Genomic DNA, 20525 nt, shown 5'->3' on the forward strand with positions numbered 1-20525 from the left:
CTATATTTTTTGAATATATGTTAGGTTAAACTAACTATAAGACAACATAAAACAAATCAATGCAAGGAGGAATTGTTTTGAAAAAACAATCAAATTTATCACGGCTTTTATCTTATGCCGGCGGACACAAGTATTTTACTTATGTTTCGTGGATTTTATCTGCCGTATGCGCACTGACTGCACTTGTGCCATTTTGGTACATTTGGAAAATTATCAACGAGGTATTGAAAGCCTCGCCGAATTTCGGCAGTGCGCAAAATCTTACGCATTACGGCATAATGGCAATGGCTTATGCGATTATATCGTATTTAATCTATATCGGCGCACTGCTCTGCTCGCACCTTGCGGCATTTCGCATTGCGGCAAATATGCGTATTGACATAACCGAGCATATTGCAAAGCTGCCCATCGGCTTTACCGACAGTTTCGGCAGCGGAAAGCTGCGCAAAATTATAAACGACTCCACTGCGGCGACCGAAACCTATCTTGCACATCAGCTGCCGGATAAATATGCGGCAATGGCGACACCTGTCGGACTGCTTGCACTGTTGCTTGTTTTTGATTGGCGGCTCGGACTTTTGAGCTTGGTGCCTGTTGCCGTTGGATTTGCTGTTATGTCCGCAATGACGGGAAAGCGAATGGAAGAAAAAATGCGGCAGTACGGCAATGCGCTTGCGGCAATGTCTAATGAGGCGGTTGAATATGTGCGAGGTATTCCTGTTGTGAAAACATTTGGTCAATCGGTGTTTTCCTTCAAAAAATTCAAAGCCACGATTGACGAATACAAGAAGTGGGTTCTTGCTTACACAAAGGATATGCGGCTGCCGATGATGCTCTACACTGCGGCGATAAACGGTGTGTTTGCGTTTTTAATACTCGGTGCGTTTTGGTTTACAAACGGCACTGTTACAAGCGAATTTTTCGTAAATCTATTGTTCTACATAATCATAACGCCTGTTATATCGGTCACGCTCACTAAAATTATGTATATGAGCGAGGAGGGTATGGTTATCAGCGACGCTATCGAAAGAATTGACAGCGTGCTTAATGCCGAGCCTATGAGCGTCGGAAACAATTCGCATAAACCTAAAAGCGCATCTGTTGAACTTGAAAGCGTTCATTTCAGCTATGATGGTAAAAAAGAGGTTATTTCGGATATATCGCTGAAAATAAAATGCGGACAGACGGTTGCATTTGTCGGTCCGTCCGGCGGCGGAAAATCAACGCTTGCAAGCCTTATTTCAAGATTTTTTGATGTAAATTCGGGAAGTATCAAAATAGGCGGTGTTGATGTTCGTGATATTCCCAAGGACGAACTTATGAACACGGTTTCATTTGTGTTCCAAAACAGCAAGCTCATCAAAGCGTCCATTCTCGATAATGTTAAAATGGGCAAATCCAATGCCACGGATGAAGAAGTTTTAAATGCGCTTAGGGCTGCGCAGTGTATGGATATTATCGAAAAATTCCCCGACGGTGTCAATACCGTTATCGGAAGTCGAGGAGTTTATCTTTCCGGCGGTGAAATGCAGAGAATTGCCATTGCCCGTGCAGTGCTGAAAAACGCTCCGATTATAATTTTGGACGAGGCGACCGCCTTTGCGGATCCCGATAATGAGGTAAAAGTACAGAAAGCTTTTGCAAAGCTTTCCGAGGGTAAAACGGTTATTATGATTGCACACAGGCTTTCAACTGTTCGGAATGTGGATTGCATTTATGTAATTTCGGACGGAAAGATTGTGGAATACGGAAACAGAGCGGAACTCATAGAAAAGAAAGGCATGTTCTATAAAATGCAAAATGACTATCAATCATCCGTTGGCTGGAAAGTATCAAACGAAACGGAGGAATCGAGAAATGATTAAGCTTATACAAAAAGCCACGGCATCGTCAAAAGACGGTGCGGTAGGGTTAATAAAAGGCATTATCGCCTGCGCCTTTCAGAATATGGCATTTATGCTGCCGACAGGACTTTTATATTATTTGGTCAAAGATTTACTCGGCGGCGATATGGGCGGAAAAACAGTTTTTTACACAGTCGGCTGCGTTATATGCTTTGCGCTTATATTAATTACAACTTGGTTTCAGTATAACAATACATTTTTTACGACATACGAGGAAAGCGGAAAACGTAGATTAAGCTTAGCCGAAAGGCTCAGAAAGCTACCTCTTTCGTTTTTCGGCAAAAAAGACCTTGCCGACCTCACAAGTACGATTATGGCGGACTGCGAAGTTTTAGAAAAGGACTGCTCGCACTACATACCGGCGCTGTTCGGCTCGGTGATTTCCACGATAGTCATTGCACTCGGTTTGTTTGCGTTTGACAAGGCAATGGCGCTTGCGGCACTGTGGGTAATTCCCGTATCGGTGCTGATTATTGTGCTAAGTTACAAGGTTCAAGACAGAGCGCAACAAAGGAATATGTCGGTCAAAATGGCTTGTGCAGACGGAATACAGGAATACATAGAAACATTGCGTGACCTCAAGGCAAACAATGCGGAAAGCAGTTACCTTAAAGGTTTAAGAAGTAAAATTCGTTCCGTTGAAAAAGGGGCTTTCAAAACGGAAATAACCACCGCCGTTTTCGTAACCTCTGCCGGAATGGTGTTAAAGTTCGGCATCGCAACCGTTGCACTTGTCGGTGTGTCACGGCTTGTAACCGGGAAAATAGATGTTTTAACGCTTTTTATGTTTTTGCTCGTTGCATCCCGTCTTTACGACCCGATGCAGGCGGCACTTCAAAACCTTGCGGCGGTTATTGCAATGCGGACAAATGTTGCACGAATGAACGAAATCTTAGACCACGAAATTCAGCAGGGCGGCGATACTCTCACAAACAAAGGCTGCGACATTACCTTCGACCATGTGGGCTTTGCCTACAAGAGCGGCGAAACGGTGCTTAGTGATGTGTCGTTCACCGCAAAACAGGGCGAGGTTACGGCGCTTGTTGGTCCGTCCGGCGGCGGAAAGACAACAGTGTCACGGCTTGCGGTCAGATTTTGGGATAATCAAAAGGGCAAAATTACTGTCGGCGGTATGGATATTTCAAAAATCGATCCCGAAAAGCTGATGACGCTTTATTCTATCGTTTTTCAAGATGTAACGCTTTTTAATAACACCATTATGGAAAATATCCGACTCGGCAGAAAAGGCGCAACCGATGAGGAGGTTTTGGCAGCGGCACACCTTGCAAACTGTGATGAATTTGCCGAAAAACTCCCCGATAAATGGAATACTGATATCGGCGAAAACGGGTGCGAATTGTCGGGCGGCGAAAGACAGCGAATTTCAATCGCCAGAGCATTTTTGAAAGACGCACCGATTATACTTTTGGACGAGGCAACGGCAAGTCTTGACGTAGAAAACGAAACCGCTATACAGACGGCTCTTTCAAGACTTATCAGGAATAAAACGGTTCTTGTCATTGCGCACAGAATGAGAACAGTTGCCGGAGCCGATAAAATAGTTGTATTATCGGACGGTGTTGTTGCCGAGCAAGGCACACCGGAGAAACTTTTAAATAAAAACGGAATATTTAAGAGAATGGCTGATTTACAGCTTCAAGGACAGAATTGGACGGTGAGATAATGTCATTTTTTGAAAACACTCGTAAACCTGTGGGATTCGGCGGGAAAGTTATGACCGCAATGATGAATATAGGGCACAAACCTGTGGCACATTGGGGACTTCAATTTTTGAAAGTTTCGTCAAATGCCAAGATATTGGACTGTGGCTGCGGTGGTGGAGCGAACATTAAAAAGCTTCTTAAGAAATATCCGCATAGCATTGTAAATGGTATTGACTATTCTATTGTCAGTGTGGAAAAATCTAAAAAAGTCAATAATAAGGCTGTTGCAGAAGGACGCTGCACGGTTCTGAAAGGTAATGTGATGAATATGCCGTATTCGGCAACTTGTTTCGATGCTGTTACGGCTTTTGAAACCATCTATTTTTGGCAGGATTTGCCGAAATGCTTTTGTGAGATCTATCGGGTACTGAAACCCGGCGGAACATTTCTAATATGTAATGAGGTTAGCGGTGATGAGGCTAAAGATGAGAAATGGACAAAAATCATTGAGGAAATGACCATATATAAAGATACAGAATTGAAAATATATCTCGGACAGGCAATGTTTCGCAATATTCAGATTCGGAAAAAGAATAATTGGTTGTGCGTTACGGCGGAAAAGTGAGGGATATTATGTCAAAAAAAGCAACGGAATTTCAGCGTGTGGCAATGAGCCGGATTTACCGCGGAAAAGAAATATTTAAGCCGCTTAACACCGGGTGGATTGATGAAAATGTCGCTTGCGTAAGAGAGTGGGTTGCAAATATATTTTTCTATCGCAGGGGTGAAACAACAATTATGATTGACGCAGGCTACAACTATGACAGGCTTGCGGAGAAAATGGGCTGGCTTGAGATTGACGCAAAATCAATACGGCATATTCTTATAACGCATCAGGACACCGACCACGTTGGGGCGGTTGAGGCAGACGGCTTGGGATTGTTCAAAAAGGCAAAACTTTATATCGGAGAAATCGAAAATCGTTATCTTACGGGCGAGGTTCGCCGAAGGGTTATGCACCGCCTATATAAGTTGCCGCAGGTGACGATAAATAACAAAAAGCAACTGTTAAAGGACGGCGAAACCTTTAAAATAGGCAATATTAAAATCCACGCATTTCTTGTTCCGGGTCATACATGGGGACATATGGTATATTTGATTGATGATAAGTATCTGTTTACCGGAGATACGATTTGGTTTGGTGCAGACGGCGGTTACAGCTTTATTTCAGCACTTGCGGAAAGCAATAAGCTGGCGGTGAGATCGCTCGGGATTCTTGAGCAAAAACTGAAGAAAATGTGTGTTAAGCCGCTGTTTATTACGGGACATACAGGTTTTACCGACAACTTTGAATTTGCATTTGCACATAAGGAAAAGCTGTGTTCACCGTTTAAAAAGAAAGTTCATGATCCGTCGGCACTGTACGATGCCTATGATGAGTCTGATGATACGGAGAGAAATGCAAAAAACGGATTTTTAAAGGTAGCAGGGAAATAGGAGAACTGAAATAACGGAGGCAAGCTATGTTTTGGGATAATGTTGCGTGTGTATATGACGTTTTTGCAAATGTTATCAACCGAAAAACAAATGAGGAGCTTTGCTCTGTGGTGAAAAATCTGATTCTGCCCGAATATGAGGTTTTGGAATGTGCCTGCGGCACCGGATTACTCACAAAAGAAACAGCACAGCGGTGCAAAAGCCTTGTTGCAACGGATTTTTCCGAAAAAATGTTGGAGCGAGCAAAGAAAAATTGCCGTAAATATGCCAACGTACATTTTGAAAAAGCGGACATCATGCACCTTGATTATCCCGATCATAGTTTTGATGCAGTAGTTGCTGCAAATGTGATTCACTTGCTGGACGAACCGTACAAGGCTCTGCACGAGCTTGAACGGGTATGCCGCCCGGGCGGAAAAATCATTATTCCGACATATATGAACCGTACTGAAAATGGCAAGATCAATGGTGCTTCAAAGGCAATCGAAAAAGCCGGAGCTGACTTTAAGAGAAAATTCACTCCGGAGACATACAGAGATTTTTTTGCTGCTGCGGGATATGCAGAAGCAAGCTATACTTTATGTGAAGGACGGATTCCTTGTGCGGTGGCGGTGTTGATAAAAAAAGGAGCGTTACTATGAAATATAAAATTGAAAAGAACACTGTACAGGAAACGCTTATTATTCCGCTTTATGCACGGAAAATGTGTTCCGAACTGTATCCCACATTGTATTATGATGAAACAGCGTCCGAACTGATTGATAAAATTGATTATGACTTTTCGGATGTTGCGGAAAAATCAAAGAGCCTTATGCAAAGATTTGGATTTTTAGAGGTTGCGATGCGCCAAAACGACCTTGCGTGGGAGATTCGGTATTATTTAAACGCACACCCGAACGCTGCGGTTGTAAACTTAGGCTGCGGACTTGATAATACAGGGCACTTTTGCAATAACGGAAAATGCAAAATCTACAACCTTGATTTCCCTGATGTTATAACGGTGCGAAATAAGCTGCTGACTGCCGGCGAGCGTGAGAAGAATATAGCGTGTGACATAAACGATATAAGCTGGTTTGAAGAAATAGACGCATCGGACGGAGTTGTATTTTTTGCCTCGGGCGTATTTTATTATTTTCGCACCGAACAGGTTAAAAGGCTTGTTCGGGCTATGTCAAATATGTTTGGCGGCGGCAGAATGGTGTTTGACGCCGCCGGGAAAACTGCTGTAAAGATGATTGCAAAGACCTGGCTTAAGGAATCAAAGATAAAAGACGTCGGCGCTTACTTTTCCGTTTCGAACGCAAAGAAAGAGCTTTCCTTATGGAGCAGAGATATGAGCATTTCAAGCAGAGGGTATATGCTCGGTTACGGCGACCTTAAAAATGCGCCTGTCGGCAGATTTTTTAAGTTTTTAGCAAGCGTAGGCGATAATATTATGAAAATGCAGATTGTGCGTCTTGATTTTGGAGGTGCAAAATGAAATATATAGGAATACCGCTTGGAATGTGGGTGCTGTTTGAAAAATCGTTCAGAAAAAATCTTGTTTCCGAATTCGGATATAATAAAATCACAGCCAAACAAATATCGAAAAACGCAAAAAGCAGATACAAAAGCATTATCCGTAATCTGCCCGAATTTGAAAAGGGAGATCAGTTTAAAACAAACATTGTCGGCTGTGCAATGCTGGGTGCTTTTGTACTCTCTATGCCCAAAAGACCGAGCGTTGACGAACTTACCGAATACTATTCAAAAGCGATGATGACAAGGTTTATGAGGTGGCTCTGCCGCCAAAGCGGAAAGAAAAAATTCACCGCAAAAGACATTGCAGAAATGAAAAAAACTGCCGAATTAAAAGCTGCCGACCGCAATCCGTACTCGTGGAATATGGATTTTTATGAATATTCGGACGGCAGCGGATATGAGGGACGATTTACAAAGTGCGGAATTTGCGTGTTGATGAAAGAGCTGGGGCTGTTCGACTTGACACCGGCAATGTGCCGCTTGGATTATACGATGAGCGAGGCAGGCGGAGCCACGAATTTTGTGCGCCGATATACCATTGCGTCCGGCGGCTCGTATTGCGACTGTGGTTATAAAAAGAAGATTTAACGGTTGTTCGTAAATCGAATTTAAAAGGAACTGTAAATAATGCCGTTTTTATTGCATTGTTGTATCTAAAACATTAACAACTTTAACATCCTTGCGATCGGCATAATCTATTGTGTTCTTTGTCCCACTTGGCTGACCGTTCCAAACGGCAATTACAAGGCTTGAACGGTCAACCATCCATTCATTGCGTTTTTGATAGCAAGCTCTATAATAGTGATCGCTGATTATGGTTACATAATCGGCATTTTTTAATATGCGGTTATACCGCCGTTCTTCAAAGAATCCACGCCGTTTCTCAAAGTCGGGGTGCGGTATGGCACAGATGAGGCGCAGAGCGTCATTCCGCTTTTTCTTTTCAAGCACAATTTCAGCCGCCCATATATCCGTACCTTTTGCCATACCCGTTATAAAAGTTACATATCCGTCCGCTATTACATTGTCAATAGCCTTTTCCAAAAGATGTTTTACCTCATTTTCGGAAAGGCTTAATTTTTCCGGGCGATGTCCCGTAAAGCAGCACCTGTGTAATCGTTTTTCATTTTCCATAATAAATATTCCTTCTTCCGTTGAAAATTCAATGCAATTAAACTATTTTTCAAATTCTTTATTTAATATCTCATACAACTTTTCGGGGCTTTGTATAAGTTCACTGCTATGATAGTATGAATGTTCTACATCATCCCAGTAAAAAATAATATAACCGTGTTTAAGCCGAATAATCTCAATATCGGGATTATTACGAATATCATTTTTGAAACACTCTAAAACCTCGCTATATTCCATAGAAAACTCCTTTCTCCGTCAAATGTTTAATTACAACGATTTTTAGACAAAATAAAAAATCGTAAAACTGATAGTTAAACGATTTACACTTCATATTATTTGAATTTTCAAGCATTTTATGAATATTTGACGGCTTATCAAGACGGATTATACATTTTTCCGAGCCGATCCATTTCTTTTGCCTTATGTTCCGGCAGAGAGTGAGCATATATATTCAGCGTTACTGTCGGCGAGGCGTGCCCGAGTATTTCGGACAGAGTTTTTATATCCATTCCGATTTCCAAAGCTCTTGTGGCAAAAGTATGCCGAGTTGTATGAAACTTTACATCACGGACACCGATTTCCTTTAATATTGCCTTGTATCTTCGTGCGTAAACAGTCGGCTCAATGAATTTTCCCTTGCGGTTAATTAAAAAACCACTTCCGTGTTCAATCGCTTTCAGCTTTGCGGTTAAGATAATCCATTATTACCTCCGTATAAAGGCAGAGAGTCACGCAAGAAAGGGCTTGCGTGACTCTCACACTCATTAAAATTTTCCGTTTTGATTCTGCCAAGTTGATTTATCGGCAATAGTTTCCATTACATCCCAATGTTCTGCAATTTTGCCGTTTTCAATTCTCCACAAATCATAATAAGATGTAGGTGCTCCGCCGAAAGTTCCCTCGCTGACTGCAAGCACATAATTGCCCTGTGCAAGCACCTGATGAACAGTAGTATAAATCATCTGGATGCCCTGTTTGCCGAGTGCTTCAAGTGCTGCACCAAGTCCTGAAAGTCCGTCTGCAATACCTGTGTTATGCTGAATGTAAGTATCACCATCAAAGTAATCAGGCGTTTTTTCGGGACGATTGCCTTGCATTACATCATAAAGGAAGTTTTTTATGAGTCCACGGTTTGTCTCTGTCTTATCAAGGTCGTTGATTTCCATAGTGCCGTCTGTTTGCGTGTGACCTGACGGGTTCGGCTCTGCCTTGCTTGCAATGTTGTCCCAGTGTTCTGCAATCTTGCCGTTTTCGTCGAAGCGGAAAATGTCAAAAGCAACCTGCTCGCCCACACCTGCAAAGTTATAAACTGTCTGCAAGAACACCTTGTCGCCGTCCTCGAAAGCACGAATGTTGTTTACAGTTGTTTTTACGGGAGCTGAAGCAAGATAGGAAACAGAGCCTACAAAAGCATCCCTGCCTGTGCCGTATGCGAGATTGTGCTGAATGTAATTTTCTGCAAGAAGCTCGGAAGCTTTTTCTGTATCGCCTGTGGCAAAAGTATTAATAAGTCTAATAGCTTTTTCTGTATTTGTCATTGTGATTACCTCTTTCTTGTCGTTTTGATTATTACCAAAGATTTTCTTAAAAATATTCATTTTGGATTTCTCTTTGTCTGTGCTTTGAGTTACGAAACGGCCGTTCTTCGTAGCTCTTGACACTATTATATCTGTGTCGGTATCACTTGTAAAGTAAGCACAATATTGTGCCGTAGTTACCTGAAAGATACTATTGGGCGGTTACCGAACGGAAACTAATGCGTAAACACAAGGGCTTTCGGAGTTTTAAACGCTGAAAATTTTTTAAGATTTTTTTGATTTATGATGTACTTGACGGCCAATAGGGGGGGATGGTACAATTAAATTGTAAATAACAATTAGATATTATGGCGGAGGTAGCATATGAACGAGAAAACAAAAGAACTTCCGGCTTGTCCTGTGGAAACCACCTTGACATTGATTGGCGACAAATGGAAGGTTTTGATATTAAGGGATTTAATGTCCGGAACAAAGCGTTTTGGCGAGTTGAAAAAATCCATCGGCACGGTATCGCAAAAGGTGTTGACTGCACAGCTTCGTGATATGGAAGCGAACGGACTTGTGCACAGAGATGTATATGCCGAAGTTCCGCCAAGAGTGGAATATTCTTTGACGGAATTGGGTCAAAGTCTCAAACCGATACTTGACGCTATGTGGAACTGGGGAGAGGACTACAAAAACAGCGTAACAGGAAATTAAAATTTTTGTGTGACAACAGGAATTATGATATACGGTAATTCTTGAATAATCCTTATAACTTGTGCCAAACGGTATATATAAAATCGTTTAAGTCACAGTTGTCAGGAGCGAGTTGGAGTAAGGTATTGTAACTAAACAATCTATTCTCAATATTGAATTAATTTACAAAAAACAGGAGCTAACTGATTTGACTTTCAGTTAGCTCTTTGGATTATATACCGAGAATTGATTTCAATTCAGGCTTATTTCCTATTCGCCACATAAGAACAAGATCAAAGCAAGCTAATTGATCTAGCTCAGAAGGACCATCAAGCATATATCTATGTTTTTCAAAAATGGGAGCATACTCAATAACGATTTTCTTCAAAGCTACATTGTTGAGCATTGTAATTCTGTTGGGTTCGATAATAAAAGATAATAGCATTTTTGAAACAGATAAACCTGTTGTATCTTTTATATACTTAAATAAATTTTGTTTTTTATTATTTTTCATATAACAATACCTATATTATTTGCAATCGTATTTTACGTATAATCATATATAAAATTCTTTTTTGAATTTCAACATTTCTATTCTTACGGACAATTTTATTCCATATGCGAAACATATTGTATGTGGAAAAATAAGACGGATTATCTCTGTTAAGTGTAAGACAAAAACTCATCATTAAGTACATTTATTGTATCATATTGCGTTGAAATAATCAAGCGTAGTGTATAAAGTCATCTTGAATTTGCAATATAAGTTCAACGAGCAAAAATAACTCAAAGGAAAAATTCGGTATAATAGAATTGCAACGATTATTAGTGAAAGGATAAGCTCTATGAATCACTATACACAGGTTGGTACAAAAGAACGAGAAAAGATACTATTTTTCTCTAAAATGTATTTAAAACATATTGAAAAAAATGTTGTTATATGTTAAAATAAATTGTTAAAAGAAATGGAGGGAGAACATGAAAAAAGTTTTATATATTTTAATCGCAGCGATCTCGGTAATGGCATTTTCGGGGTGCGGGATGAAAAACACAGTACAGATTGGTACGGGTGATGTGAATGGTACATATTATGCTTACGGCACGGAGTTAGCGGAAATATTAAACAATAACAGTGATGTTTATTTTAAAGTACGAAAAACAGCCGGTTCGGCGGCGAATTTACGTTTAATATCTCAAGAATATGTTGACATTGCATTTGTACAAAGTGATGTTATGAAAGACGCATACAACGGAACAGGATATTTTGACAAGGAATACAAAGGTTATTCGGCTATTGCCGGGTTATATACAGAGGCGATACAAGTTGCAGTACCGAAAGATTCGGATATAAATTCAATAAGCGATTTATACGGAAAAAGTGTATCGCTTGGAGAAAAAGAATCGGGTGTATTACAAAATTCAAAACAAATATTATCGGCATACGGTTTAAACGAAAGTATGGTTGACGCTAAGTATTTATCATACACTGACGCAGCAAAAGCGATGAAAAACGGAAATCTTGACGCATTTTTCTGTACAGCCGGAACACCGACTCGTGCAATAACAGAAATTTCAGACGATATAAAGCTTATCCCTATTGACGGAACTGTTGCGGACAGACTTACAGAGCAATACAACGGATATGTAAAACATACAATAAAAGCAAACACATATGACGGACAAACAGAAGATATTAAGACACTCGGTGTGAAAATGGTACTGATTGCGAGTGACAAGATGTCAGACGACAGAGTAAAGTCAATTACAAAAAACATCTTCGACAACAGCAACAAGTTTGGTTTTGCCAAAGATGATACATTCGATATGAACTTTGCAACAGAAAATATTACTATACCGTTCCACAAAGGTGCAAGCGAATATTATGCGGAAAACGGAGTAAATGTTGCAACAAAATAAATAAAAAGGGGAAATGCAAAACATGAATCAGATTTCTTTAGATATGTACCAAACGCTTGGTATGGCGGTTGCGGTATTGTTTTTGGGAGCGTTTTTGAAAAAACGTATAAAATTCCTTGAAACATTTTGTATTCCGTCACCGGTTGTCGGAGGATTGATATTTGCAATTGTTTCGTGTATACTGTATGCGACAGGAATTTTGGAAATATCATTTGACGAAACACTTAAAAATGTATGTATGGTAATATTTTTCACATCGGTAGGATTTCAAGCAAACTTGAAAGTATTAAAAAGCGGCGGACTAAGCCTTGTGGTATTTTTAGTTTGCGTAATAGTGCTTATTATAAGCCAAAACCTTGTTTCGGTAGGATTGGCAAAGTTGGTCGGGGTAAGTCCGCTTATAGGACTTAGCACAGGCTCAATACCTATGGTCGGCGGACACGGTACAGCCGGAGCATTCGGACCTGTACTTGAGGACTTAGGAATCTCGGGTGCGTCAACACTTTGTACAGCGGCGGCAACATTCGGATTGGTAGCCGGCTCACTTATGGGCGGCCCTATTGGCAGACGACTTATATTAAAGCACGACCTTTTAAAAACTGCCGTTATGGAAGATGACGCAACACTTGTTGAGGATGAAAAGAAACACAAGAGAAGTGTAAGTATGTATGCACCTGCAACATATCAAATTGCCATAGCAATGGGACTGGGAACGATTGTTTCGTGGGCACTGAGCAAAACAGGAATGACCTTTCCAATATACATAGGTGCAATGATAGTTGCGGCGGCAATGCGAAACATAAGCGAACACACAAACCTCTTCACCGTAAATATGGGTGAAATAAATGATATAGGTGGTATATGTCTTTCATTGTTCTTGGGCATAGCAATGATTACATTGAAATTATGGCAACTTGCATCATTGGCACTTCCGCTATTGATACTTCTTGCAGGACAAGTTGCGTTGATGTTTGTATTTACGTATTTCGTTCTATTTAACGTAATGGGCAGAAATTATGACGCGGCAGTGCTTGCGGCAGGTACTTGCGGTTTCGGAATGGGTGCAACACCTAATGCAATGGCAAATATGCAGGCACTTACAGAAAAATATGTGCCGTCAGTAAAGGCATACTTGCTTGTACCGATTATAGGCAGTATGTTTGCAGACTTTTTAAATAGTTTAACAATAACTTTCTTTATAAATTTGTTCTAAGAGTGATATGGAGGGATTTATTATGAAAAAGAAACCATTTATAACAGTTGAAACAGAAAATCTTGCAGTACCGGAAGTTCACATCGACAAAGAAGATGTAGAAGAAACAACCGATACGGACGATACAGAAACCATTACATATGACAACGTGGCAGTGCCGGAAATACATATAAAGCGTAAAAATAAATAGTAGATTTTCACATTTTACTTATAAAATGAATAGAAAACCATAAAAAGCATATTATAAATTCATACAGAAAAAAACTTTACGGAGGATATAAGTATGAAGAAAGTAATATGCTTTTTTATTTGCGTATGTTTTATGATGCAGAGTGTTGTTGTATTTGCCGAAGGCAATACCGATTTAGGACTTAATGCAAAATCAGCAATACTTATGGAGGAATCGACAGGTAATATACTTTACGAAAGCAATCCCGACGAGAGATTACCTATTGCAAGCGTTACAAAAGTTATGACTATGCTCCTTATAATGGAGGCTGTTGACAGTGGAAAGATAAGCCTTGACGATATGGTCACTGTAAGTGAAAATGCAATGAGTTACGGCGGAAGTACAATGTTTTTGGAAACAGGAGAACAACTTACTGTAAATGATATGCTGAAAGGTATTGCGGTTGCAAGTGCGAATGACGGTTGTGTGGCAATGGCAGAACATCTTGCAGGCAGTGAAAGTGCGTTTGTGGATATGATGAATGAAAAGGCGAAGGAACTTGGTATGGAAAATACTCATTTTATGAACACAAACGGACTTGATGAAGATGACCATTATTCAAGTGCAAGAGATGTTGCGATAATGTCAAGGGAATTGATGAAACATGAAACGATTTTCAATTACACGTCAATATGGATGGACACACTTCGCGGCGGAAAGTTCCAGCTTGCGAACACAAATAAATTGATACGTTTTTATGACGGTGCAAACGGACTGAAAACTGGCTCAACATCAAAGGCACTATGTTGTTTGAGTGCAGCGGCAAAAAGAAATGATATGCAGCTTATAGCCGTTGTACTCGGTGCACCGACTTCGGCAGAAAGATTTGCGTCAGCAAAATCACTTCTTGATTACGGATTTGCAAATTATGCGGTAAACACACAAATAACCGCCGGAGATGAAGTGCAGAAAATAGCGGTTGAAAAGGGCGTAGACAAAGAAGTGGGCGTTGTTGCAGGTGACAGTTGCTCAACGCTTGTGAAAAAAGGACAAGAGGACAATATTACCAAGGAAATAAAAATAGACGAAACGATTACCGCACCGATAGAGGCAGGACAAAAAATAGGAACTATGACAATAAGCCGTGATGGTGAAGTTATAGCGGATATTGATTTGAATGCGTCGTCGACAGTTGAGAAAAAGGGAATAGGACTTATAATAAAAGACTTTTTCGCAACTATTTTCTTCGGAAGCAATAACGATACAGAAGAAAACAGCGAGATTTAAAAAAATATAATAAAATTGTTGACAAAATAATTTATGTATGGTAGTATATATATATGGTTAGTAAAAACTAACCATATATTTTTAATCTGTCGTTAGTTTATACTAACTAAGAATAAGAGGTGTGTTAAGTGAGTATTGTAATAGTAGGCGGTCACGACAGAATGCACTGCCGATATAAAGAAATATGCAAAAAATTCGGATGCAAATGTAAAGTGTTTACGCAATGTCCTGCGGATTTTAAAAATCAGATAGGCAATCCGGATATAGTTATTGTGTTCACAGGAACGGTAGCACATAAAATGGTAAGAGTTGCGTCAGGTCAGGCTGAAAAGTCGGGTGCAATTATAAAGCATTGTAATTCATCAAGTGCTTGTGCATTGAATGATGCACTTACAGAATGTTTCTGCAAAGCAGTATAAATATTTTTAATATTAGGTTAGTCTAAACTAATCATAAAGGAGAAAATTTATGCCGACAGAATATATTTTAGCATATCATTGTGCACCGGCATTTGCGGGGATAAAACCGTCTAATATAGCCTCGTGCAGTAAGCGTGAAAATCCGAATATAACCGTTCAGATAAAAATGCTTAACGAAAAGCTTAATAAAAACGATATTTACATAGATGTTTTGTGCGAATGCGGTGAACGTGTGCTTTTAATGGTGTATCGAAAACAGAAATTGTGCGAATACTTGCAAAGAGATGATATAAAATCATTTTTGTGCGATAACGGTTATCCAAAAGAGTTTTCATTAGCAAAATATTTGGCAATATTAAAGTCAAGGATATATGCACAAAGATTGATGAATAAGGAATTTCCGCACGAAATCGGAGCATTTCTCGGTTATCCTTTGCATGACATATACGGTTTTATAAATCATAAACACCAAGGCTGTCTTTTGACAGGTGAATGGAAAGTTTATGAAAACACAGAGCAAGCAAAAAAATTATTCTGTCGTTATAATAAATGCCGTAAGGCAGTAATTAAAAGAATTAATGAGGGAAGAACTCTAACAGATTTATTTTGTATAGCATAACTGCAAGGGCAGTTTGTTAATAATTATTTTTTGAGGAGGTTCATACAAATGAGCAAAACAGCAATTATTTATTGGAGTGGAACAGGTAATACCGAGGCAATGGCAAATGCAATATTTGACGGTGCAAAAGAGGTTAATGCAGATACAAAACTATTTTCAGTTGACCAGATAACAGCTGATGAGGCAAAGGATTATAATAATTTGATTTTTGGTTGCCCTGCAATGGGTGCAGAGGAACTTGAAGAAGGTGAATTTGAACCGTTTTTCGCAGAACTTGAGGGTAATCTTTCGGGTAAAAATGTAGCATTGTTCGGCTCATACGGTTGGGGCGACGGTGAATGGATGCGTGAATGGGAAAAGAGAGTTACTGACGCAGGCGCAAAGCTTGCCAATGAAAGCGTAATCGCAAATGATTCGCCTGATGAGGACGCTGTCACAGCGTGCAACGGTTTAGGTAAAATTGTAGCAGCGCTATGATTAAATAGACTTCCCTAAGAGAAAAAATCTGAGTAGGTCATATTGGCTTGCTCAGATTTTTTTTGTAAATAAATGCTTGTCTTTTTATAGCATTTAGAATATAATATAATAAAAAGTGCAGGTGAAGAAAATGAAATATTACATAGGAATAGATTTGGGCGGTACAAATATTGCCGGCGGATTGGTTGATGAAAACGGCAAAATATTGAAAAAATTATCAGTACCGACAGAAGTTGAACGTGGGGAAAATGCGATAATAGATAATATCTCCGATTTGTGCGGAAAAATTTGTGATGAAAACAATATCAAGCTGTCGCAAGTTGAAAAAATAGGAATAGGAGTACCGGGAACGGTCGATTCCGAAAACGGAATGATTATGTTTGCGTGCAATCTTAATTTTAATAAAGTAAGTATAAAGCCGATTGAAGAAAAGTGCGGTGTATCGGTTAAAATATTGAATGACGCGGATGCAGCGGCATACGGTGAATATGTTGCGTCGGGAAGTAAGGCGGATAGCTTTATTTGTATAACTCTCGGAACGGGAATAGGCTCGGGAATTATAATAAACGGCAAGATATATAACGGTTTTAACGGTGCCGGCGGTGAAATCGGCCATACTACGTTGATAAAGGACGGCGTGCAATGCTCGTGCGGTCGGAAAGGGTGTTGGGAAAAATATGCGTCCGCTACCGCACTTGTTGCACAGACAAAAGCGGCGATAAAAAATAATCCCGAAAGCATAATGTCAAAAGAAACAGTTATAAACGGACAAACGGCTTTTCGTGCGGCTGATAAAGGCGATGAAACCGCATTAAAGGTTGTAGAAAAATATATTGAATACGTTGCAGAGGGATTGGTGAATGTAATTAATATATTTCAACCTAAAAAGGTCGTAATCGGCGGCGGTATCAGCCGAGAGGGTGAGCCGTTTATAAGCAGAGTAAGAGAATTTGTTTATAAGTATGATTATAATAAATACCTTGACAAAACCGAAATAACCGCGGCAGAATTGTTTAACGACGCAGGTATCGTCGGTGCGGCATTATATTAATTAAATATAAGGAGAAGAAAATGAAAAAAATATTTACACTACTAACAACGGCAGCTATGCTATGCAATATGTTTGCGGTTACCTCTTTTGCGGAAGAAAGTGACAAACCGACAAGCAACACAGCAATAACCGCAGCCAAAACGGCACAATGGCGAGCGACTGAAAGCGACAGTGCAACGTATGATTTGCGTATTCACGGTTGGTCAGGATGGGAAACGGCGGCATATATGGGCTTTGAATTGCCTGAAAATTTCAATGCGGAAAATGTAGGCAAGGCAGAACTTGTATTCGATACAACTTCTGTCGCAAATTCGGGAACGGCATACTTATATGAGGCTGATTATTCGGCTTTTGAAAACAGTATGCAATACACTGTTGCACCGACATATACCGAAAAAGAAATTATGTCGTTCACATCACCGTCAAATACAGGTGAATTTAAAATTGATGTGACAGACTACATAAAATCAATCAAGGATAAGGAAAATGTTGCGTTTAGAATAGACGTTAAGTCGCAGAACAACAACACAAACTGGAACATCGGTTCATGTACAAACAGCGGTAATGCACCGAAGATTGTAATAGGTGATGATGATAATGCAATAAAAAATGCGTCATTTTCTGACGGTGATGCAAATTGGACTATTACAAACAGTGAAAATATGACAGTATCTGACGGTAAGTTAAACGCAAGCGGTACAGATTACGAGGCACAAATCAGTCAAACGGTCGGAAATATGGAAAACGGAACATATACACTAAATGCGTATTTGACTAACGACACAACGGACGGTATTTGCTATTTGTATGCCAAAACAAACGGTCACACAATGGCGTCAACGTCAATACCGATAAGTGACAATGAAAGCAAGGTTACAGTGCCGGGAATTATCGTCGAGGACGGAAAATGTGATATAGGACTTTATATAAAAGGCTCGCAAAATCTTACTCTTGACAAATTGTCTTTTGCAAAGTCGGAGGAGAGCAGAATACCTTTCTTAAAAGGCGGAGAAATTTCAAAGCTTACATATGTAGAAGACAGGGGCGGCAAATTCTATGACGAAAACGGTCAAGAGGGTGACGCACTTCAAATTATGGCTGAAAACGGCTTTAATTTTGCAAGAATCAGAGTTTTAAACAATCCGGGAAAAGGTCACGGAAACGAGTATTATTTGCCTGAAGGCTATCAAGATCCCGACGACTGTCTGGCAATGGCAAGACGTGCAAAGGATAAAGGTATGCAGATAGAATTTACATTTGCATATTCTGATACTTGGTCGGACGGTGAAAATCAGCTTATTCCATATGATTGGCGTCCGTATATTGAGGAGAATAATCTAACGGGTGATGAGCTTGCAACATATCTTGAGGGTAAAATATACGAATTTACAAAGGATATGATGCTTAAATTAATCGAACAGGGAACTTGTCCTGAATATGTTTCGATAGGCAACGAAATGCAGTACGGATTGCTTTACAACAACCATAAGAACAATAACGGGTTCTATAACAAAAGTGATTATCTTACCCGTTTTGTAAATGCAGGTGCAAGGGCTGTTCGCGAAACGTCACCGGAAAGTAAAATCGTTCTTCACAGTGACCACGGCGGTGAACTTTTGAGCAGAAGAAAGACCTTTATTAATGCGCTTGCAAATATTGATTTTGACGTAATCGGTGTTTCGTATTATCCGTATTACACTAAGTCGATTTCGATTGATGATGTTGTGAATGAATTCAATACACTTATAAATCGTTATGATAAAGATGTTATAATAATGGAAACTGGTTACAACTGGAATGAAACAAAGCCTGACGGTTGGGACGGTCAACTTCAGGACAGTGGATATTATCAAAATATTTACGGTGAAACTCAATCGGGACAAAGAGCGTTTTTGACGGAATTGTATGCAAAGCTGAAACAGGTGCTTGGCGGCAGATGTATAGGTGATTTGTATTGGGATCCGGTAATGGTATATGACGGCGGAACGGGTAAAATCGGTTGGGCGATAGATGAGGCAACCGATACAACTCAAGGCAATGTTGTGCCGAATTCGACTATATTTGATTTTGACGGAAAAGCAGTTGACGGACAAAAAGCAATGAAATACAACACGAATGCAAGCGACAAAATTAATATAACAGGTACAGTCAGCAATGATAAAGGCATTGTTAAAAATACAGAAATAACATTTACGGTAAACGGTGAAAAATATAACGTTTCCACTGACAGATTCGGCAAATATATTGTGTCTGTGCCATACCCAAAAGAGAATAAATTTAATATTTCGGCTAAAGGCTGTACGGAAAAATATACGCCGGACGCACCGTATTACGGCGTATTTGTAGAGAATATTAATTTTGAAACATATGCTGACGGAACAGAAGCCGACAGTAAGAACTATATCTCAAAAGTAGACGGTACGATAGAAAATTCAATGTTAAAGTATGATGTTGAATACAGAACAGATATTGCAAATGCAAAGTTTATGTTGCCGTATATGATGACAGAGGTAATGTGGTTGCGATAAGCGACAAAAACAGAGATAATATAAATATCAAAAACGAAAGCAAGAGTTACACGATAAAGGCGATGTTGTGGAACAGAAATTTAAAACCGTTGTGTAATGTAGAAAGTAAGACTGTTGAAAGATAAAAAGAGCCTGTCAACAAAATGTCGACAGGTTTTAGCGACACTTGTATTAATAAGTGTCGCTTTTTTATATAATAGCATAGAATGGTATGATTGCTGTTTTATGCTATCTTTTTTTATTGTAAATATTGACAATGAAATAAAAACAAGGTATAATTTACTTATCAATCAGTAACTGATTAATATTTTTTAGGGGAAAAATTTAATATGAGAACACAAGAATACAAAGAAGAAAAGAAAAAGGAAATTATGGAAAAGTGTTTTGAGTGTTATTGTGACAACGGACTCAGAAACACAGGGATTAAGGAACTTGGTAAGTATTGTGGTATGACGTCGGCTAATTTGTACAGCTATTTCAATAATGTTGATGAACTTATAATTCAGTCAACTGCGTATTGTATGACAAAAGTTGAGGACGATTTTATGGAACTGTCACCGAAAAATCCGCAGGATATAATGCGGTTCATAAGTGAAATTCCAAAATGGTCGGCTCAAAAACACGGCAAAAAATATCGCCTTATGTATCAAGTATACACACATCCCAAATATGTTGAGTATGGGAAAAATTTTTTTAAGGGCGTTAGTATGCGATATACCGAATACGCCAAACAATTATCTCCCAAACTCGGAATACCTGTTGACATACTTACAGGTTTCATATTTATTTTTGTTCGGGCAACAGTGCATTATGCAATGTTTGAAGACGAATACTACTTGAAAGCGGAAATGGAGGCGTTAAAATTATCGGTGATTTCGGTATTGTCTAAAAAATAAAATTGAAAGGCGG

At 39.5% G+C, this 20525-nt stretch carries 24 protein-coding genes; 19 read left to right on the plus strand and 5 right to left on the minus strand.

Annotated features, from left to right (window positions below; genetic code table 11):
• Window positions 1-77: 77 nt before the first annotated feature.
• From LKE05_RS06315 to LKE05_RS06345, 7 genes are read left to right on the plus strand one after another with little or no spacing between them, the layout of a single operon-like run.
• Window positions 78-1865 (plus strand): ABC transporter ATP-binding protein, encoded by a 1788-nt coding sequence (locus LKE05_RS06315; RefSeq protein ID WP_308456283.1) that lies wholly within the window; start codon window positions 78-80, stop codon window positions 1863-1865.
• Window positions 1858-3588 (plus strand): ABC transporter ATP-binding protein, encoded by a 1731-nt coding sequence (locus tag LKE05_RS06320; protein ID WP_308456284.1) that lies wholly within the window; start codon window positions 1858-1860, stop codon window positions 3586-3588. Before LKE05_RS06315 ends, LKE05_RS06320 begins: the two co-directional genes overlap by 8 nt.
• Window positions 3588-4193, plus strand: coding sequence for a class I SAM-dependent methyltransferase (locus LKE05_RS06325; protein WP_118446410.1), 606 nt, complete (start codon window positions 3588-3590; stop codon window positions 4191-4193). Before LKE05_RS06320 ends, LKE05_RS06325 begins: the two co-directional genes overlap by 1 nt.
• An 8-nt stretch (window positions 4194-4201) precedes the next feature.
• On the plus strand, window positions 4202-5065 hold the full coding sequence (locus tag LKE05_RS06330; RefSeq protein WP_308456285.1) for an MBL fold metallo-hydrolase: 864 nt from the start codon (window positions 4202-4204) through the stop codon (window positions 5063-5065).
• 26 nt (window positions 5066-5091) lie between these two features.
• The gene (locus LKE05_RS06335; protein ID WP_308456286.1) at window positions 5092-5706 is read left to right on the plus strand and encodes a class I SAM-dependent methyltransferase; all 615 of its coding nucleotides are present in this window, start codon (window positions 5092-5094) and stop codon (window positions 5704-5706) included.
• A complete protein-coding gene (locus LKE05_RS06340) occupies window positions 5703-6545 on the plus strand; it encodes a class I SAM-dependent methyltransferase (RefSeq protein ID WP_308456287.1) in 843 nt (280 codons plus the stop codon). The genes LKE05_RS06335 and LKE05_RS06340 overlap by 4 nt, the downstream gene beginning before the upstream one ends.
• The gene (locus tag LKE05_RS06345; protein ID WP_262432319.1) at window positions 6542-7174 is read left to right on the plus strand and encodes an L-2-amino-thiazoline-4-carboxylic acid hydrolase; all 633 of its coding nucleotides are present in this window, start codon (window positions 6542-6544) and stop codon (window positions 7172-7174) included. Before LKE05_RS06340 ends, LKE05_RS06345 begins: the two co-directional genes overlap by 4 nt.
• 48 nt (window positions 7175-7222) lie before the next feature.
• On the opposite strand, the gene LKE05_RS06350 is transcribed toward LKE05_RS06345, so the two are convergent.
• From LKE05_RS06350 to LKE05_RS06365, 4 genes are all read right to left on the minus strand, one after another.
• Complete coding sequence (locus LKE05_RS06350; protein ID WP_118446408.1) at window positions 7223-7720, minus strand: SLOG family protein; 498 nt, start codon at window positions 7718-7720, stop codon at window positions 7223-7225.
• 42 nt (window positions 7721-7762) lie between these two features.
• On the minus strand, window positions 7763-7957 hold the full coding sequence (locus tag LKE05_RS06355; RefSeq protein ID WP_118446407.1) for a hypothetical protein: 195 nt from the start codon (window positions 7955-7957) through the stop codon (window positions 7763-7765).
• A gap of 137 nt (window positions 7958-8094) precedes the next feature.
• On the minus strand, window positions 8095-8418 hold the full coding sequence (locus tag LKE05_RS06360; RefSeq protein ID WP_118446406.1) for a tyrosine-type recombinase/integrase: 324 nt from the start codon (window positions 8416-8418) through the stop codon (window positions 8095-8097).
• Between the two features lie 66 nt (window positions 8419-8484).
• Entirely contained in the window at window positions 8485-9318 is an 834-nt protein-coding gene (locus LKE05_RS06365) for a nuclear transport factor 2 family protein (protein ID WP_308456288.1), read from the minus strand.
• A gap of 303 nt (window positions 9319-9621) precedes the next feature.
• Between LKE05_RS06365 and LKE05_RS06370 the strand changes: the two genes are divergently transcribed.
• On the plus strand, window positions 9622-9957 hold the full coding sequence (locus LKE05_RS06370) for a winged helix-turn-helix transcriptional regulator (RefSeq protein ID WP_308456289.1): 336 nt from the start codon (window positions 9622-9624) through the stop codon (window positions 9955-9957).
• A 211-nt stretch (window positions 9958-10168) separates the two neighbouring features.
• Here the strand turns inward: LKE05_RS06370 and LKE05_RS06375 are convergent, their stop codons facing one another.
• A complete protein-coding gene (locus LKE05_RS06375) occupies window positions 10169-10450 on the minus strand; it encodes a hypothetical protein (RefSeq protein WP_308456290.1) in 282 nt (93 codons plus the stop codon).
• A 464-nt stretch (window positions 10451-10914) separates the two neighbouring features.
• Between LKE05_RS06375 and LKE05_RS06380 the strand changes: the two genes are divergently transcribed.
• From LKE05_RS06380 to LKE05_RS06430, 11 genes are all read left to right on the plus strand, one after another.
• On the plus strand, window positions 10915-11853 hold the full coding sequence (locus LKE05_RS06380; protein WP_308456291.1) for a TAXI family TRAP transporter solute-binding subunit: 939 nt from the start codon (window positions 10915-10917) through the stop codon (window positions 11851-11853).
• 22 nt (window positions 11854-11875) lie between these two features.
• Complete coding sequence (gltS, locus tag LKE05_RS06385) at window positions 11876-13066, plus strand: sodium/glutamate symporter (RefSeq protein ID WP_117966351.1); 1191 nt, start codon at window positions 11876-11878, stop codon at window positions 13064-13066.
• A 22-nt stretch (window positions 13067-13088) separates the two neighbouring features.
• On the plus strand, window positions 13089-13256 hold the full coding sequence (locus LKE05_RS06390; protein ID WP_308456292.1) for a hypothetical protein: 168 nt from the start codon (window positions 13089-13091) through the stop codon (window positions 13254-13256).
• A 93-nt stretch (window positions 13257-13349) separates the two neighbouring features.
• Entirely contained in the window at window positions 13350-14522 is a 1173-nt protein-coding gene (locus LKE05_RS06395) for a D-alanyl-D-alanine carboxypeptidase family protein (protein WP_308456293.1), read from the plus strand.
• 128 nt (window positions 14523-14650) lie between these two features.
• Window positions 14651-14941, plus strand: coding sequence for a DUF2325 domain-containing protein (locus LKE05_RS06400; protein WP_022229091.1), 291 nt, complete (start codon window positions 14651-14653; stop codon window positions 14939-14941).
• Between the two features lie 49 nt (window positions 14942-14990).
• Window positions 14991-15560: a DUF3793 family protein gene (locus tag LKE05_RS06405; protein ID WP_308456294.1), complete on the plus strand. Its 570-nt coding sequence runs from the start codon at window positions 14991-14993 to the stop codon at window positions 15558-15560.
• 48 nt (window positions 15561-15608) lie between these two features.
• The gene (locus LKE05_RS06410) at window positions 15609-16037 is read left to right on the plus strand and encodes a flavodoxin (protein WP_308456295.1); all 429 of its coding nucleotides are present in this window, start codon (window positions 15609-15611) and stop codon (window positions 16035-16037) included.
• Between the two features lie 130 nt (window positions 16038-16167).
• Window positions 16168-17088, plus strand: a complete 921-nt coding sequence (locus LKE05_RS06415) for an ROK family protein (protein ID WP_022229088.1) — start codon at window positions 16168-16170, stop codon at window positions 17086-17088.
• 20 nt (window positions 17089-17108) lie between these two features.
• Entirely contained in the window at window positions 17109-19616 is a 2508-nt protein-coding gene (locus LKE05_RS06420) for a glycosyl hydrolase 53 family protein (protein WP_308456296.1), read from the plus strand.
• Complete coding sequence (locus tag LKE05_RS06425; protein WP_308456297.1) at window positions 19604-19741, plus strand: hypothetical protein; 138 nt, start codon at window positions 19604-19606, stop codon at window positions 19739-19741. The genes LKE05_RS06420 and LKE05_RS06425 overlap by 13 nt, the downstream gene beginning before the upstream one ends.
• A gap of 204 nt (window positions 19742-19945) precedes the next feature.
• Window positions 19946-20512, plus strand: coding sequence for a TetR/AcrR family transcriptional regulator (locus LKE05_RS06430; RefSeq protein WP_308456298.1), 567 nt, complete (start codon window positions 19946-19948; stop codon window positions 20510-20512).
• Window positions 20513-20525: the final 13 nt, after the last annotated feature.

The sequence above is a fragment of the Hominilimicola fabiformis genome (genome assembly GCF_020687385.1).
GTDB lineage: Bacteria > Bacillota > Clostridia > UBA1381 > UBA1381 > Hominilimicola > Hominilimicola fabiformis.